Origin of the sequence: Ruminiclostridium herbifermentans, from assembly GCF_005473905.2 — a bacterium.
Taxonomy (GTDB): Bacteria; Bacillota; Clostridia; order Acetivibrionales; family DSM-1351; genus Ruminiclostridium; species Ruminiclostridium herbifermentans.
In genome coordinates this window covers 3,693,257-3,708,227 of sequence record NZ_CP061336.1, presented here as the reverse complement: position 1 = coordinate 3,708,227, position 14,971 = coordinate 3,693,257, and the positions used below count along the sequence as shown (strand labels likewise).

The 14,971-nt window shown below is 31.7% G+C and carries 12 protein-coding genes; all 12 read left to right on the top strand.

Annotation, left to right across the window (positions count from 1 at the left end; translation table 11 throughout):
• Positions 1–37: 37 nt before the first annotated feature.
• The 12 genes from EHE19_RS14790 (at position 38) to EHE19_RS14735 (ending at position 14,719) form a co-directional block, all read left to right on the top strand.
• Positions 38–1,141: a protein-glutamate methylesterase/protein-glutamine glutaminase gene (locus tag EHE19_RS14790; RefSeq protein ID WP_171003531.1), complete on the top strand. Its 1,104-nt coding sequence runs from the start codon at positions 38–40 to the stop codon at positions 1,139–1,141.
• Positions 1,142–1,218: 77 nt separating this feature from the next.
• The gene (locus tag EHE19_RS14785; protein ID WP_137696877.1) at positions 1,219–1,629 is read left to right on the top strand and encodes a response regulator; all 411 of its coding nucleotides are present in this window, start codon (positions 1,219–1,221) and stop codon (positions 1,627–1,629) included.
• A 30-nt stretch (positions 1,630–1,659) separates the two neighbouring features.
• Positions 1,660–2,808 (top strand): Hpt domain-containing protein, encoded by a 1,149-nt coding sequence (locus tag EHE19_RS14780; protein WP_137696876.1) that lies wholly within the window; start codon positions 1,660–1,662, stop codon positions 2,806–2,808.
• The gene (locus EHE19_RS14775; protein WP_137696875.1) at positions 2,792–4,546 is read left to right on the top strand and encodes a HEAT repeat domain-containing protein; all 1,755 of its coding nucleotides are present in this window, start codon (positions 2,792–2,794) and stop codon (positions 4,544–4,546) included. The genes EHE19_RS14780 and EHE19_RS14775 overlap by 17 nt, the downstream gene beginning before the upstream one ends.
• Positions 4,543–5,367: a CheR family methyltransferase gene (locus EHE19_RS14770; protein ID WP_137696874.1), complete on the top strand. Its 825-nt coding sequence runs from the start codon at positions 4,543–4,545 to the stop codon at positions 5,365–5,367. The genes EHE19_RS14775 and EHE19_RS14770 overlap by 4 nt, the downstream gene beginning before the upstream one ends.
• A 14-nt stretch (positions 5,368–5,381) precedes the next feature.
• Positions 5,382–5,750, top strand: coding sequence for a response regulator (locus EHE19_RS14765; RefSeq protein ID WP_244648253.1), 369 nt, complete (start codon positions 5,382–5,384; stop codon positions 5,748–5,750).
• A 17-nt stretch (positions 5,751–5,767) separates the two neighbouring features.
• Positions 5,768–6,796, top strand: coding sequence for an Hpt domain-containing protein (locus EHE19_RS14760; protein ID WP_137696873.1), 1,029 nt, complete (start codon positions 5,768–5,770; stop codon positions 6,794–6,796).
• A gap of 5 nt (positions 6,797–6,801) precedes the next feature.
• Complete coding sequence (locus tag EHE19_RS14755) at positions 6,802–7,986, top strand: chemotaxis protein CheA (protein WP_190530341.1); 1,185 nt, start codon at positions 6,802–6,804, stop codon at positions 7,984–7,986.
• Between the two features lie 263 nt (positions 7,987–8,249).
• On the top strand, positions 8,250–9,026 hold the full coding sequence (locus EHE19_RS14750) for a ParA family protein (protein WP_137696871.1): 777 nt from the start codon (positions 8,250–8,252) through the stop codon (positions 9,024–9,026).
• On the top strand, positions 9,007–10,794 hold the full coding sequence (locus EHE19_RS14745; protein ID WP_137696870.1) for a chemotaxis protein CheW: 1,788 nt from the start codon (positions 9,007–9,009) through the stop codon (positions 10,792–10,794). Before EHE19_RS14750 ends, EHE19_RS14745 begins: the two co-directional genes overlap by 20 nt.
• A 585-nt stretch (positions 10,795–11,379) precedes the next feature.
• The gene (locus EHE19_RS14740; RefSeq protein ID WP_137696869.1) at positions 11,380–13,164 is read left to right on the top strand and encodes a sensor histidine kinase; all 1,785 of its coding nucleotides are present in this window, start codon (positions 11,380–11,382) and stop codon (positions 13,162–13,164) included.
• A 4-nt stretch (positions 13,165–13,168) separates the two neighbouring features.
• Positions 13,169–14,719: a response regulator transcription factor gene (locus EHE19_RS14735; protein WP_137696868.1), complete on the top strand. Its 1,551-nt coding sequence runs from the start codon at positions 13,169–13,171 to the stop codon at positions 14,717–14,719.
• Positions 14,720–14,971: the final 252 nt, after the last annotated feature.

The window sequence follows — 14,971 nt, the reverse complement described above, 5'->3', positions numbered from 1 at the left end:
TACCTCGGAGTATAAGTTAATATCGCTCCGAGGTATCATGATTTATACAATAGTTACGGCAGGTGATTTTGTGTCTGAAAAAATAAAAGTATTAATTGTAGATGATTCAGCACTTATGCGTAAATCGCTAAAAGAGATCATCATGACTGATACAAGTATGGAAGTAGTTGGTACAGCTAGAGATGGGCAGGATGCTATTGAAAAAGTACGTGACTTAGAGCCGGATGTAATTACTATGGACATCAACATGCCAGTTATGGATGGGTTAACCTCAATGCAATATATATTGTCTGAATTTCCGGAAATTCCTGTTATAATAATTAGCTCTTTAACTGAAGATGGTGCATTGACAACATTTGAAGCATTAGAATTAGGAGCATTTGATTATGTTGCAAAGCCTTCGGGAACAGTATCCTCTAATCTTCATATTGTTGGAAGAGAAATTATTCAAAAAATAAAACTAGCATATAAAGGTATGAATAAGAAGAGTATAAGAGATAGGGTTAAAAGACAGCAGAGTATTATATTACCTAAAAAGTCGTTGCCTTTAAAAAAAGATTTAAGAGTAAAAGATAAATCTAAGGTTGTAGCCATTGGGATTTCTACTGGAGGGCCGAGTACTTTAATGGAAGTACTTCCAATGTTACCACAGGATCTTAAAGCAGCAGTTGTAATTGTTCAGCATATGCCACCCTCTTTTACCTCATCTTTTGCAAAAAGGTTAAATGATGCATGTAGGATTCCTATTAAGGAAGCAGAAGCTGGTGATGTACTACAGAACGGTAGAGGATATCTAGCACCTGGGGGGTATCAGTTGGTGGCTAGAGGAAATGGAGGAATATTAAGACTTACCAATACTCCCATAACAGTTTTTATGCCATCGGTTAATGTGATGATGGAATCAATGTTAGATGCATTTGGTGGGGAGAATGTAGTAGGAGTTCTCATGACTGGAATGGGAGATGATGGAGTAGAAGCAATGATAAAGATTAGAAATGCTGGTGGAGTAACAATAGCAGAGGATGAGTCAACGGCAGCTGTTTTTGGTATGCCGAGGGAAGCAATTGAAAGAGGTGGTGCTGAAATTGTAGTACCATCTTATAAAATAGCAGATGCAATTATTAAAGCAGTTAATAAATAGGAAAATATGAAAATACTTTAATAAGCATATTTTATGCTTGGCATATTTAACTATAAAGTTTGAATGGAGGTAATCAAATGAGGCAGAAATACAAGGTTCTTATTGTAGATGACGAAGAAGGAATTGTTGCTGCTCTAAAAAATAACCTTGCGCTGGAAGGCTACATGATAGATAATGCATTAAATGCTGAAGATGCCTATTTAAAAATAAAAAAGGATAAGTACCATATAGTATTAGCTGATATTGAGATGCCTGAAATGGACGGTATTGAACTATTAAAGCAAATAAAAAGTTATGATGCATTAACGCAGGTTATAATGATGACAGGTTCCTCTACCATGGATAAAATTCTCAGATCCCTTGAGTTTGGAGCAAACGATTATATACTTAAACCTTTTATTAGCGTTGATTATGTGATTCAAATTATTGATTATTCTATACAAAAGCTGGAAAGATGGAGAGATTCAATTGTTCAAGTTGTAAAATGAAAGGTTACTCTTTTGAGAGAGGTGGCATAAATGGATGAAATGCTTCAGGTTTATTTTGAAGAGACAGAAGAATTGATACAAAAAGCAGAGGAGTGTATCATAAGTCTTGAGATGGAATACTCACCTACATATGTAAATGAACTATTTAGAATAGCACATACAATTAAAGGGTCTTCACATATGGTTGGGTATGAGGATATAGGAAATCTTATGCATAAGATTGAAGATATGCTTGACTATGCAAGAAATGGTTCTATTACTTTTGACCAAAGTATTGTATCTATCTGTTTTGAGGGTATAGACACTGTAAAAAAAATTCTTATATCTAAAAGAGAGCCAGATTTTAATGAGGATATTATACAATTAGTTAACTCTGCTTCTAGGATTAGTGAGAAGGTGGATAGCTTTATCAGTGTAGGCAAAAAAGAAGAGAAGGTTGCTGCTCCACAATCTGACACAGGAATTGTTTCTTCACTTTTAAATGCAAAGCCTAAAGGTAAAAACAAATTTTATATATCTTTCTTTATAGAAGATGATGCACCAATGATATCTCCTATACTAATGATGATATTTAATAGCGTTAAGGATATAGGAACACTTGAGTACTCTAGCATTTCTGATGAATATTTTAGCAGCAATTTTCATGACAAAAATATAAAGATATTAAATATCATTATATGTACAGATGTTGAGGAAGCTGATTTGAACTCATACTTTACCATATTTTATGTGGAAAAAATTGATATAGTTGATTTAATCAAAAATAAGCAGAATGATGTTAGTTTCAATGTAAATGGTAGAAATTTAATTAGAACTTTTAAACCAGATAAGGATAACTTCATAAATAATTTTAAGTCTTATATTGAATTAATAAATCTTAACTCAGTTTTAATAATTCTTATTGATACAAGTGAACTAACAATAATTCATGAGTATGAAATAAAAGAGTTAATTCAGATAAAGAAGCAACTAAAATCCCAGGAAGTAGGGATGGGTATAATTGTAAACTCTTTAAAGACAAAAAGAATATATAACATTTTTGAAGCTATTAGTTTTATCGAAAAGTTTAATATATATGAGAATCAGATGGATGCAATGATAAATTCTATTAAGAATGAAGAATCATCATTCAAAATAAATAAAATTGCAAAGGAGGTGTACCATGGAATACATAAATAACAGCTTTGATAAACAGAAAGTAATAACTCTCATAAATAATTTAATTATAAAAAAAGAAAGATATGAACAAGAAAAACTTGCTAAAAAGCTTGGGAATATAAAAGATGAAAGAACACCAGAGTTTGTTGCTCCTTTGCTTTATTCAAAGGATGCATATATTCGTAATATCGCAATTGAAATATTTATATCATTGGGTGAAAAGTCATTAAAGGTATTAGAGCAAAAACTATCAGATCCCGATAGAAACATACGAAAATTTGCCCTTGATGCGCTAAAGCATATTAGAGAAAAGCGAAGCTGTGAAATTGCTATGACAGCACTTGATGATACAGATGAGAATGTTGTGGAAGCAGCATTAGAAGTTATTGAAGAACAGTCATATAAAGAAGCAGCAAGTAAGCTGGCAAATATTTTAGAAGATACAGACAGCATTTGGATTATTAATGCGCTTATAAGAACATTTGATAAATTAGGATTAAAAAAATATTCACAAGTTATATCAGAAAAAATATTCTATATAAATGTTTCGGATATCGAAAAAAATATCTTGATGAATACATATGTTAAAGCTTTGGGAAATATTGGTTCATATGAAGACATAGATTTAATCATATATAAATATAAAAAAGATTTTATTATTGATGACTCAAATTTAGTTTTTGGATTGTGTAGTTTGATTGTTAATAACAATATTAGCACTTTGCCAGAAAATACTTATTTGGAATTGGAAAGGATTTTTAAAGAGGGCTGGAACTATAAGGAGGAAACTTTATTTTTTATTTCGATAGCTGCCTTTGTTCAAATTAATATGGTCTTCTTTCTTCAGGATATTAACGAAATTTATAATTTCTATAAAAGAGAAGAATTTTTTATTGAGAATATTTGTAATATTTTACAGAGACTTGACCAGATCCCTGATAGTTTTATTAATAAATTGTTATCTAGTGAGGAACCTGAACTCGTAATGTTAGGCTTGGAGTTAGAGAATAAAAAAAACATTGATTATATTGACAATACAGTATGTAAAGAAGCATTAGAAGAGATTACTTTTGGTGAAAAAAAAGACTCAATGGATCCTTTGGATGTTGATATGCTTTTTTTAAAGCTTGAGAATAAAAATTCTTTTGTTCGAAAGGAAGCAGCACAAAGGCTAATTATGTTTCAAAAACTGGAGAATGTTGAGTTAATTGAAGAAATTATAAATCGCAATTCTGGGGTGGAAGGTATGGAGGCTTTAAAGGTTCTATTCAGACTTAATTCAGATATAGGATTGAAACATATAGCCTATAGAATGGGTAGTATGGATGAAAATATTAGGTCCGGTTTGATAGACATTATGGAATATTCCTCAGATTATGATTTTTATGATTTTATGAATACTATGATAAATGACCCTTCTCAAAAGGTCAGAAGAAAAGCAATTAAAGCTCTTAGTAAAAGGATAGATGACCGAAGTTTGCAGTTATTACTAAAGCTGTATGAAGATGAATATGAAGAAGTAAATAAAATGGAAATTATCTTTAATATATATAAGTTTAAAAGTGAAAGTGCATTTAACTTGCTATCAGTTGCTGCTACTAGCAACGCTATCCTCATAAGAATTGCAGCTGCAAGTTCATTAGGTAAATATAATAGTAAAAAGGCTGAAATTGTCTTGCAAAGTATGTTAAGTGATCCAGTAGAGGAAGTGAGAGAGGCGGTAAGAGAAGCTTTTACCGGAGTAGAGGTGATGGAATGATATTATCTGATGAATTATTTGATAAATTCATTAAATTAATTTATAAAAGAACTGGAATTTATTATGAATATAATAAAAAGTATTTTGTCCAGAAGAGAATAGAAAAGCGCGCTGAAATTCTTGAAATAGACAGGCTGAGCGAGTATTACATTATGCTGAAATTTTCTGAGGATACATCAGAATTTGATCAGTTAGTTAATGATCTTACAGTAAATGAGACATACTTTTTCCGTGATTTTCCGCAATTGCGTAACTTTGCTGAAGATATCCTTCCATTGTTTGAAAAGGAAAATGAAAGTAAGAAAAAAATAAAAATTTGGTGCGCAGCCTGCTCTACTGGAGAAGAACCCTATACTTTATCTATCATTCTTCAAGAAATGCTCGATAAATATGAAAAATGGGAAGTTCAGATACTGGCTTCTGATATAAATACCGAAGTATTACAATATGCCAGAATTGGACTTTATGAGAATAGATCTGTAAAAGATGTACCGCCTGAATATTTGAAAAAGTATTTTACAAGACGTCATGATAAGCACTTGATAAACTTAAATGTACGGAAGCCTATAACATTCAAGAGGATTAACTTAATGGATGAAAATGCAATGGCAAATATTAACGGATGTGACTTTATATTCTGTAGAAATTGTTTAATATATTTTGATGATGAGTCAAGAAAGAACGTTTTGTCAAATTTTTATGAGGCTTTAAATCCTGGCGGTTTTATATTCCTTGGACATTCAGAATCTGTAGGGAGAATATCATCAGCTTATAAAGTTCAAAGAATAGGTGATACCATTGTGTATTCCAGGCCTAAATAAGTACAGGAGGCAATATGAAGCAAAACATTAAAAAAGAAATCTTGGTGGTTGATGATTCTGAAATGGTCAGAAATTTTCATAGTTATATTCTAAAAATGTTTGGCTATCAAGTTGAGACAGCTGAAAATGGAGCAATTGCACTTGAAAAACTACTTAGCGGAGACTATAGATTAATTGTTACTGACATCAATATGCCTAAAATGGATGGTTATGAATTAATAAGAAATATGCATGTACATGGAATACATATTCCAATAATTATAGTTTCAACAGAAGAGGAATACAAAGTTAGTTACCTAAAAGAACAGTTAGGTGCAGGAATCCATATGATAAAACCAACTGACCCAGAAAAGCTTGTTAAGACAATAAAAAGACTTCTTTGAGGTAGAGGAGTGAAATTATGAGCAGTAGGATTTATTTAGAAGATATAGATGTTGTTAAAATGTTTATTGAAGAATGGATGGAATCTCTAAAGGGACTTGAGAAGGAAATTTTGAAGCTTGAAGTTTGTTCTGAGGATACTGAGTTAATCAATGATATTTATAGAAGGGCTCATTCTATAAAAGGCGGTTCTTCCTTCGTGGGTCTTTCAATTATAACAAGTCTCAGTTATGAGGTAGAGGTTACACTTGATGCTATAAGAAAGAGAGATATTACAGTAAATACTGAGCTTATTGATAGTTTGCTTTTATTAGTGGATTTTTTGAATACTTATATAGCCAATTTGCTTAGCAAAATTAAAGAACAGGGAACAACTGACGAAAATGAAATTTTTATAGACTTTATAAATGAGCAGAATGAAAATTCAGTTTTGGAAAGACTTAAGATTGCTCATGAAAAATGCAAGAAACTTGAACTAAATACAAGCGTATCTGAAGGAGAACCTAAGGAAGAGGTTGAATTGGATATACTTCAGACAGAAGAGTTTAAAAACGGCCTGGCCGAAGGGATGAAAGAACAATTTCTTCTTGAGAGTACAGAACATATTGAGAGAATTGAGAATTATTTGCTAATAGAGTTAGACAAGAATTCAGATAACAGAGAGGCAATAAATGATATATTTAGGTCTGTCCACAGCATTAAAGGTGGAACAGGAATATATCTTTCAGCTCTATCTGCAAAAAATCCACTTTTTTCAGGACTAAGGAAATTCTCAGAAGTTGTTCACAACTTTGAAAGTTTATTAGTGCTAGTGAGAGATAAGGTTATCAGCTTTGATAAAAGCCTTATTGATTTAAGTTATAGTGTTACAGATTATTTTAAAGCTTTTATAAATGCTGTTGATGCTAATGATAATATTGACTTAAATGAGATCGAAATTCTCGGAAAAATTGGTGCATCGATTGTATGTATTGAATCTGGTTCCTGCTACATTTCACAAAAGGTATTGCCAATTACTCCTGAGGTATCAGAAAAAAACAGCCTATAAGTAGCGTGGCCCAGAGTATCAGAGTAAGCCAAGAAAAAATTGACAAAATGATGAATATGATTTCTGAGTTGTTAATTGCAAAGAATTCATTTATGCATATTTCTACAAAGCTAAATGTGGAGTATGATCTACCTGAGATGTCTAAAGAAGTAAAGCAAGTAGGAGCTTATGTAAACAGAATCTCGGATGAACTTCAGAATGCTATTATGTCCATAAGGATGGTAGAGGTGCGAACTGTATTTCAAAAAATGCCCCGTGTGGTAAGAGATATAGCTCAGAGTACCGGTAAGAAAATGGATTTGATTATGGAAGGAGAAAGTACTGAGATTGATAAAACCATTATCGAGCAAATTAGTGATCCATTAGTTCATTTAATACGAAATGCTGCAGACCATGGTATTGAAAATCCTGAAGAACGATCATTAAAAGGAAAAGCCGAAACAGGCAAAATTATATTAAGGGCTTACAATAAAAATAAAAATGTGTATATAGAAATAGAAGATGATGGAAAAGGAATGGATGCTGAAAAATTAAAGGAAAAAGCTATTGAAAAGGGTTTTATTTCAAGAAGTGAAGCTGAGTTGTTGAATAGAACTCAATTGGTTAATCTTATTTTCCTTCCTGGTTTTAGTACAGCTAGACAAATTACTGAAGTATCCGGTAGGGGAGTTGGTATGGATATTGTCAAAAGCAATATTATGAAAATTAATGGAAATGTAACCATAGAGAGCGAAGTAGATAAAGGAACAAAAATGACTATTCAACTGCCACTGACGTTAGCAGTTTCTAGAGGATTAATTGTTGAAGTGTCCGGCGAAAGCTATATTTTCCCTTTGGAGTATATATACGGAACTGCAAAGATAAAAAAGGACAATATTCATATGTATAATGGTAAATGTTTTACTCACTTAAGAGGTGAAGTACTTGGTGCAGAATGGTTAAGTAAAATTTTTCTTATGGATGAAATTGATGATACACAAGATGAGTTAAATGCAGTTATTATATCAAACGGTGCGGAGAAATATGCCATTTTTGTAGACAAGCTTAAAAGTGAACAGGAATTTGTTGTGAAGACACTTGATGGACAACTATCATCAATTCCGGGAATATCAGGCTCAACTTTGTTAGGTAATGGAAAGGTTGTTCTGATAATAAATCCTCTTGATATTATGCAGCTTGTTCATAATTAGAATGAAATTATATATTTAATGTTGAGGGTATGGTGTAACTTTAAAGATTATGTTTTTCGATGATTTTCATGTTATTCATTAGAGTATCAAAAAGACAGCCATAAATATCTAGAAAAAAATAATCCTTATTTTATATGGGAAAATATAGGTGAGTATCAGTCAAGTTAAACCCCAAATTGCTGATATAAACTCATCTTTTGGGCATTTTGAACTCAATCTTGGACTGGAAATATGACCTAAGGTACGCAAGGAGATAAATCAGTATGGATGGAAGATTAAAAAAGTTTGCTGTATTAAATAATAAGGGTGGCATTGGTAAAAGTACCATCGCGGTGCATGTTGCACACGGTCTTGCGATAAAAGGGAAAAAGGTATTGCTTATAGATATGGATGGACAAAATGACGCAAGTCTTTTTCTTGGATTTACTTCAGAAGACTATAAAAAAAGCTTTTATAATATTGCAGTTGAAAATGAAAGAGTAAGTCTATTCGAATGTATTATTCATGCAAGAGAAAACCTTGATTTATTACCTTCCAGACGTATTGATCTAATAAATTTAGAACTTTATAAAGAACATAATATAAGTTCATATTTATTTAATAAGCTTAAAGAAGTAGAAAGTAGCGCTTATGATTATGTTATTATAGATTGCGGACCACAAAGAAGCAGGATAAATGATGCTGCGTTATATTACGTAGATAAAATTATTGTACCAGTTCAAGTTGAGGCTGCATCGGTAAGGGCGATTGGGAATATTTACGAATACCTTTCAGATTTAGGACTGGATTCAACTATGATTTCACTGGTGGTACCTAACATGTATGATGAGAGAACTAGCGATAGTAAAGAAAACCTTGAATTCGTTAAAGAATTCTTTTCTGGAAGTGATGTATTGACAGAACCAATATATCGTAGAGTAAAGATTACCGAAACCGGGAAGCTAGGCAGAACGGTTTATGAAAGTGATAGGGAAGCTGCGAGGCAGTTTGATCATATTGTTGAAAGGCTGGTGAACATTGATGGCAACAAGAGGCAGTAGAAAAGGGAATACTAATTTTGAAAAGATGAAAAAGGAAATGACGAGCAAGAAGCAAATGGCTAAAAAGCAAATTGATGTTGAAATCCCAGTGACAAATATTGAAAATCTTACGCAAGAGAAGTCTTTAAACAAAAATGAAGCCATACAAGGTCAACAGGATATATTATTGAACTTGAATGAAAAAGTTGTTGCTGATGAGAAAGTTGTAAAAAACAAAAAGACTGATAAAATCAAAAATGAGAATAAAGAAGAAATAGTCCAAATACTTCCGAAAGCTAATAAAGATGTTGACAAGGTGTCTTACAAAGCTGAAGAAGAGGATTTAGTAGCAGAAACAAAAAAGACAGATATGGTAATTTTCAGGATTGAAGATGAAGAATTTGCATTGGAAATATCTAATGTAAAAGAAATCATTCGTTTACCATTAATGACTAAAGTACCTAATGCTTCTGACTTTATCACAGGCTTATGCTGCTTAAGAGGAGAGTTGTTGCCAGTAATAGACAGTAGAAAATTGTTTGGTATAGCTGCATCTGATTACGAAGAGGGAACAAGGATTGTTATAATCGAAATTAATGGAAAAAAGGTTGGGATAATTGCTGACAAAGTTTCAGAAGTACTTAGTGTTGATGAATCGGTAATTAAGGAACCGCCTGAAAGTATTAAAGAAATTGACGGTGGAGTAATAACTAGTATCCTATTATTGAATGATGGGAAAAGAATTATTATGGTGTTAGACGCGTCTAAATTAAGTAAGCTTGAGAATAATTGTCAAGAATACATAAATCAAAATCAAATACAGAATATATCTGACAATGCTTCAAATAAATTATCACAGGAAGAAGAGCAGTTTATTATATCTAGTATTGGTGAAGAAGAATACGCATTTAGTGTTAACGATGTAAATGAAATTATAAGAATACCTGAAATTGTGAAGGTCCCAAATACGCCAGACTATGTTGCAGGTGTTATTTCTATCAGAAATCAGCTTCTTGCTGTAATAAATTTAGGCACATTATTAAACGTAGATTCAAATCAATTAAATGAGTATAGCCGTATTGTAATTGTAGATAATGGAAATTATAAATTTGGAGTTATTGTTGATAAAGTGTCCCAGGTTATAAGAACACGCAAAGATTCTTTGAGTAACCAAATTGCAAATTTGTCCAAAATGGAATATATAAAAGGATTTTTGGAATTAAATAATGGAACAAGACTTGTAATGCTATTGAACACTTTTAATCTTATTACAGCTGAAGATGTTAACAGCTTCTTATCTATAGATAGTAGTAAAGAAATAATGAACAGTACATTGACAGTAAATGATGAAACAGAATCTAACCTTGAACATGTTGTTGTATTTAAGTTAGGAGATAATGAGTTTGGAATAAGAATCAAATATGTGAAAGAAATAAATAGAATAAGTGATATTGTTCATTTTCCAGGAGCTCCGGCTTTTATTGATGGAATGGTAAATCTTCGTGGAGAAGTGATTCCTGTTTTGAACTTAAAAACAATGTTTAATGATGAATCATCATCCAGTGAATCTTCAAAGTTTTTAGTTGTGGAGTTCAATCACAGGCGAATTGGGATAATGATAGATTATGCCACTGAAGTTTTAAAGCTACCAAATAATATCCTTGAAAAGGTTTCAGCTATACTCGATGGAAATGGAATTGATAAGTGTGTAGATTCCATTGCTAAATTAAATGAAGGCAAGAGAGTGGTATTGTTACTAGATCTTTCATTTGTACTAAGTTTTATGTAGCCTAGAGTCAACTTTTTTATTGTTTCCCTTAAAAAATACTATGAAAACATTCTTGATGGATTTTTAAAAATATTGGAGATATGTAAAGCTATAAGTAAGAAAATATCAAATTTATTCTAATTGGGTTTTTACAAAATTTAGATTTTTAAAAATACATGACTTAAAAAATGATTTAAACACTACACACACCTGTAGTGTTTATTTAATTTACTTTTAATTGGTACTTATGTCAATAATATAAATTTGTAAATGGATTTAAACAATAAACTTTTTAGTCAAAAGTATTTTGCTACAATTGCGTAGTATTTTATATGAAATAGCTAAATCGTCATTTCACAGAAATTTCGCAGAAATCACCTCATTTGGAAATTGAACATTTTAAACTTCTAGAGACTTTTTTCGGCAAATAATAACGAAATTACTGAAAAAGCAATAAAATAGGATGTAAGCTGCTTTACCTTAATATTTGAATATGATATATTGTTGGTATTAAAAGATTTCCTGTTTGTGCTATTTGTGGATAAATATTTTCTTCAGAAGGGTTACGTATATCACAATTAATGTAGATATTTTAAGGTTAAGAAAATGAAGAAAATTCATATTTTAAAATGGTTGAATAATGTAAATATCAGAAATAAACTTTTGTTTTCCTATATCTTAGTTGTATTGCTTCCTGTACTTCTTATCGGATTTGTATTGACCTTTAGCATGATGGATATGGCTACTGAGAGGGCAATGTATGAGGCTAGCAACAGCGTTGATAGGGTATATGGAAGACTTGATGAAACTTTAAAGCTGGCCAAAGATCTATTTGGACAGTTTAACATGGATAGTAACCTAGAACGTACAGTAATGACAAGATATCAAACCGTAAATGAGGTGTTGGAGGCTTATTCAGGATACACAGGGATTATAAATTGTACACGCTATTATTCTAGGGAGATAGAGGATATAAAGCTGTATACATATAATGAAACGATGTTAGACAGTGGGCAATTTATTGTTGTTGATGATGATATTTACGGAGAAACTTGGTTCGAAGAAGCTAGAACACTTAATAGAGGGGGTTATTGGCAGATGCTTTATAATCCAAATAGGAATTCTAGCTATCTATCACTTACAACACAACTCAATGGTGTTATTCATTTAAAACCCCTTGGAATTTTGGTAATCAGTATAAAAGAAAGCTGCTTGACGTCTATTGTGGAGGATGAATCCTATGACACCATTATTCTGGACGACAAAGGAATTGTACTAGCTTCAAAAAAAGTTGAATTTGTAAATAAAGAGTTGGATATTGAGAATCTTAAAACCCTTTCAGACATCTCTTCAGGTATTCATGATATTATTTATGGAGATAAAAAAGTAAAAGCCATTGTTAAAACATTTATTCCTAGTGCAAACAATAAGGAGTTTCGGATAGTATCGTTAGTACCCTTAGGTGCAATTACTGATAAAGTCATGAGAACCTTTATGCTTGGTTTCATAATAATGATGATAAGCTTTGTAATGGCTGCAGTTTTGTTCATATTTTTTGCCAATACCATAAGCAAACGGGTAAAGCGTATAAGTGAGGATATGCATACTGTAGCTTTGGGAAACTTTGATTTTTTACCATCCATTGAAGGGAATGATGAAATTGGTCAGCTTTCAAGAGATTTAGGGGTAATGGTAAAAAGCATAAATGACTTGATAAGTGAAGTGTATGTAGTGAATATGCAAAAGGATCAATTGGCTATAAGGCAAAGAGAAATAAAGCTGAAAATGCTAGCAAGCCAAATTAATCCACATTTTCTTTTTAATGCATTAGAAGCAATTAGAATGAGAGCCTATTGTAATGGAGATGAAGAGGTTGCAGAGGTTATCATGCTTTTAGGAAAAATAATGAGACGAAATCTGGAAATAGGGAATGAACTAGTCTTTTTCCATGAAGAAGTTAATTTAGTAAAGGCTTACCTTGACATTCAAAAGTTCAGATACAGGAATAGATTTAACTATAAATTGAATTATAGTTGCGAACTTGAGAATTATAAGCTGCTTCCATTAATTATACAGCCTATCGTGGAAAATGCCGTTGTACATGGATTGAAATGGGTGGAAGAAGGTGGTGATATTTCGCTTAATGCCGAAAAGGAAAGTGGAATATTGCGAATTATAGTTGAGGACAATGGCTGCGGAATGGATGAGGAGCAGATGAGGAATGTTATTGAAAGCCTGAATGAGGCAGAAAATGATCCTGGTCAGCATATTGGACTAAAGAATGTACATCAGAGGATAAGGCTATATTATGGAGAGGATTATGGAATAAGTATCGAAAGTACCTTTGGAAAAGGTACTAGAGTGGAGATTACTTTACCGTGGGGAGGGTGAAGCAATGCTCAAGGCAATGATTATTGATGATGAAGATTACATCAGAGAGGGCTTAAAAAAAATCATTAATTGGAATGGACATGGGTTTTATATTTGCGGCGAAGCTAGTAATGGCTTGAGAGGACTAACGCAGATACGCGAATTAAACCCAGATCTTGTTATTGTGGATGTTAAAATGCCAATAATGGATGGATTAGAAATGATTAAGAACTTGCGGAAAGAAAATATATTCTGCGAGTTTATTGTCTTGTCCGCATATTCAGATTTCAAATATGCGCAGTCAGCTATCGAATTGGGTGTAGATTCCTACATACTTAAACCAATAGACCAAAATGTGCTTATAGAAAAGGTTTGTAAGGCTCATGATAAGATAATTAACAACAAGCTAATCAAAGATAATATAGATTTAAGCATATCATTTTCAAAGGATAAAATACTTCAAAGTATTATATTTAACACGATAGATGTTAATACATTTGAAAAGTATTATTCATTTTTTGGCTTTGATTTTCCGTGGAGCAATTATCGAATTGCACTTGTAGAAATAGAAGGTGAAAATTTGAATGAAATAACTGCGAAAATGAATGTTAAAAGTAATATTGAAAGTATTATTTCTGAAAATGAATTGGGGTATGTTTTTGACATTGAAATTTATGTTGGTATTCTTTTTAATGAAATAAAGCTTAAGGCAAATTTAAAAATTCTTCAACAGATGCCTTTACATATCAAGGAACTATGCGGAGCAGATATCACAATAGTATTAGGCAGTTTAGCGGAAAATATATCAGACATTTCTTCTTCTTTTCATCATGCCTGTAAATTGATAAATAGGAAGTTCATTCTTGGCTCAAAAGGCATTATAAGTGATAGTATAGAAGAATCAAATATTGCTGGTGAAGGTGGAAATATCCCAGTGAGATATAGTATGGAGCACATAGCAGACAGTTTGTACAAAGCCATTGATGCTGGTAATATAAGTCAAATAGAAAATGCTATGGACATTGTATATCAGGAATTTTTATGCGAAAAGTATTGTGAAGATGTTATTAAAGTTAATTATTCCAATATTTATTCGGCTGCCTTAAATAAACTGGTTCTAGTTAATTGTGATATGAAGGAAAAACTTAGTGTCTGCCAGGAAGTTCTTAAGGAAATATGCCAAAAAGATAGTTTGCAGGAGTTACATGTTTACATGAAGCATAAATTTATAGAAATTTCAGAGGAACTTCAAAAAATGCGACCCGATGATCCATTTAAAAAAATAATTGACTACATAGGACGAAATTATAATCAGGATTTAAAGCTGGAGACAATTGCTGCTTTATTTAATTATAATAGTGATTACTTAGGCAAAAAGATAAGACAAAATACTGGAAAACACTTCAATACATATCTTGATACCATTCGAGTTGAAAAAGCAATACATTTTCTGAGAGAGGGATACAAGGTATATCAAGTTGCACAAAAAACAGGATTTAAGGACATGAATTACTTTTACAAAAAGTTCAAGTTTTATGTAGGAGTATCCCCGTCTGATTTTAAAGGTAGAACTTAGAGAATGGCTGCCTGCTGTCATGTTTTTTTATGAAACAAAGTAAAATAAACAAGTATGTAACTTATTTATGTAGGATTTTACTATATAAAATACTTGAATTTTTACAGTATTACTTAATAAATGCTTATGTTATTTTATTACATATGCAGTGTAATTTCATGACATATTCGTTAAATTTAGATATATTAAATTATGTTTATATAAGAAAAAATTATTTACAAATTAAATGTCAGTGGTTTTATACATAACTTG

Bases quoted from the DNA above. Each gene is read 5' to 3' on its own strand.
- EHE19_RS14745 (WP_137696870.1), top strand. From the start codon at position 9,007: ATGGCAACAAGAGGCAGTAGAAAAGGGAATACTAATTTTGAAAAGATG.
- EHE19_RS14760 (WP_137696873.1), top strand. From the start codon at position 5,768: ATGAGCAGTAGGATTTATTTAGAAGATATAGATGTTGTTAAAATGTTT.
- EHE19_RS14790 (WP_171003531.1), top strand. From the start codon at position 38: ATGATTTATACAATAGTTACGGCAGGTGATTTTGTGTCTGAAAAAATA.
- EHE19_RS14775 (WP_137696875.1), top strand. From the start codon at position 2,792: ATGGAATACATAAATAACAGCTTTGATAAACAGAAAGTAATAACTCTC.
- EHE19_RS14735 (WP_137696868.1), top strand. From the start codon at position 13,169: ATGCTCAAGGCAATGATTATTGATGATGAAGATTACATCAGAGAGGGC.
- EHE19_RS14740 (WP_137696869.1), top strand. From the start codon at position 11,380: ATGAAGAAAATTCATATTTTAAAATGGTTGAATAATGTAAATATCAGA.
- EHE19_RS14785 (WP_137696877.1), top strand. From the start codon at position 1,219: ATGAGGCAGAAATACAAGGTTCTTATTGTAGATGACGAAGAAGGAATT.
- EHE19_RS14780 (WP_137696876.1), top strand. From the start codon at position 1,660: ATGGATGAAATGCTTCAGGTTTATTTTGAAGAGACAGAAGAATTGATA.
- EHE19_RS14765 (WP_244648253.1), top strand. From the start codon at position 5,382: ATGAAGCAAAACATTAAAAAAGAAATCTTGGTGGTTGATGATTCTGAA.
- EHE19_RS14770 (WP_137696874.1), top strand. From the start codon at position 4,543: ATGATATTATCTGATGAATTATTTGATAAATTCATTAAATTAATTTAT.
- EHE19_RS14750 (WP_137696871.1), top strand. From the start codon at position 8,250: ATGGATGGAAGATTAAAAAAGTTTGCTGTATTAAATAATAAGGGTGGC.